This window comes from Lapidilactobacillus mulanensis (genome assembly GCF_003946215.1).
Taxonomy (GTDB): Bacteria; Bacillota; Bacilli; order Lactobacillales; family Lactobacillaceae; genus Lapidilactobacillus; species Lapidilactobacillus mulanensis.
In genome coordinates, this window is the sequence record NZ_RHOW01000090.1 from 1 (window position 1) to 2,454 (window position 2,454).

Sequence of the window (2,454 nt, forward strand, 5' to 3'; positions counted from 1 at the left end):
ATAAAGTTTCTGACTTAGCTGCAACGGCATGTTTCAAACCAGTCACGAAGTCTTGAGCCTTAACTGTGCCTTGCTCGTTACCTTCGCTGTCGGACCATTTGTCGTTCGTGCGTAAATGATAAGTATAAGTCAACCCATCTTTACTAACATCCCATGACTTAGCAACGGCACCAACAAGTTCGCCATACTTGTTACGTGTAAGCAGGCCTTCAACGAAGTTCTCTAAATGATTGCTATTCGTTGAACGTGATGTCACCGTGTAATCAAATGTATCTGGATCTGTTGCATAAACATAAGCATACTCCGTACTTGCTTTGTCACTTGAGCTTGATGAACCTGAATTGCCACAGGCAGCACCAAGTAAAGCAACACTGACCAACATTGCAGTCAGTAATCCTTTCTTTTGCCACTTCATAGAAAAAAGCCTCCAACCTATAATCTCTTATTTTCTCTCATCAAACGAATCACCGCAAACGTTTTTAGAAATTGGTAAAATAGTACAATTATTAGAGTTTGATGTCAATACTTTTCTAGAATTATTTTTTGAAATAATCCCATAAAAAGCGTTGTCAACACTAATACATCAAAGTATAGCACGAATTTAAAAAAATTACGAAATCGTTGCGTTTTAATGAAGATTTGATGATTTATGAGGGTGAATATTCACGGTTAGGCTTTTTTTCTTAGAAATTTATGAGCAGTCGCAGCAGAACAAACGCATGACGAATCGATCACCGCAAATTTAAAAGAACTACCTATTATATTTAACATCGTTTAAACGCCAGTATTAGGCTCACTGAGCTCGTTTGTTCCTTCATGAATACATTTACTCATCCGCAGTGTCTAATCACGTGTAGGCGTGTTTATAGCCCGTGGCCTATTTCACTACTTTTTTAAAATTGTGACGAGAACACAAAAATGTGAGGATAAGTGATTAGACTTATCCCCACATCTCAGCATAGGACATTTGGAACTTAATTCAGATTATAGATTGGAATCTGCGGTGATTCAATCGAGGTTTTTAATCTTTTGCTTCTTCTTTGGCGATTTCTGCGCGTTTAGCGTCCCATGCTTTCTTAGCTTTATTTCTTTGTGCAAGTGTTACTGGCTTAGCTTGAAGTTTCATGCCTTTATATGCAGAAGCCAAACCTGATTGAGCGTAACCAGTTGTGTAAGGAACAACTTGAGATACGTATGGTGCGCCACCCAATGAGTATACAGGGATTTGAACGCCACTATTCAATAACCAAGCTTCTGCCTTCGCATATGCCTTGTAACGTGCATTGTTATCATTAGTAATTGCTGATGCCTTGTCTAATAACTCTTGGTACTCATCGAAGCCGACTGTCTTTTTAGCAGCTGCCGAAGGATCTTTGCCTGCAACAGTTGCACTAGGTTCAAGACCTAAAGTCTGTAACATTGAACCAGTTTCTGGTGAGTAGATTTCCAAGTATGACGAAGGATCATCATAGTCAGGTGACCAGCCAGAAGCATTACTAATGTCAAAGTCACTGTCAGCACCAGTTGCTGCTTGATACGTAGCAACGAGATATTTGTCTTCAGATAATAATTGAATATCAACATTAACGAAGTCTTTACCCAAGTTCTTTTCGACGGTGCTCTTGAATGATTTTGTTTGGTTCAAAGTTGATACTGCTTTTTGATCAGCAGGTAAGTCTAACTTAACTGGGAAAGAAACACCTTCAGCTTCAAGTTCTTTCTTAGCCTTAGCCATGTATTCTTTGGCTTTTTTAAGATTGTAAGTACCATCTTGTGCATCAGCTAAATTAATACTACCCCAAGCAGATGAATCCGTTGAAGTTAAATCTTTTTCAACTTGCTTGCTGTAATCTTGACCATCGATCGATACGAAGCTAGGTGGTGTCATTTCATTACGCAATGACTTAGTTGCACCGGCCTCGCCTTTTGATTGTGCATTATAAGATGTCTTGTTAAAGGCAAATTGTACGGCTAAACGGAAATTACGGTTCAAGACTGCTTTCTTAGTGTCTTCCTTTTGCTTGTCCGTTGTCTTAGAAGTTGCATTGTAAGAACCACGGCTCAAGTTAAAGGTGAAGTTATAAACAGATGCATCTTGTTCTGACCAAATGATGTTGTTCTTACTTTGTTTAACAACATTCTTGTAATCAGCAGAGGTTGGGAAAACTCGTGCATAGGTATAATCACCCTTGGCAAATGATTTGTATAATGCATCAGGGTTAGAGCCATCATTATAAGTTAACTTAACTGTCTTAACATGGACGTCTTTCTTATCCCAATAATTTTTGTTTTCTTTATATTCGATTACTGACTTAGCAGTAAAGTTCGATAAAATATAAGGCCCATTGTAGAGAATACCATCAGTTGCAGCTTTACCGAAGTTGCTACCTTCTGACTTCAAGAACGACGCCTTAACAGGATACATAACCCCATAAGTTAATTTAGAATTCCAAT

2 protein-coding genes are annotated in these 2,454 nt (G+C 38.4%); both read right to left on the minus strand.

Translation table 11 applies throughout. The features are described from left to right. Positions 1-415: ABC transporter substrate-binding protein (locus EKM67_RS10570; protein WP_225417381.1), on the minus strand; the 415-nt coding region annotated here is incomplete at its 3' end. Positions 416-1,021: 606 nt separating this feature from the next. Next, a partial coding sequence (locus EKM67_RS10575; protein WP_125578940.1) for an ABC transporter substrate-binding protein occupies positions 1,022-2,454 on the minus strand: 1,433 nt, incomplete at its 5' end.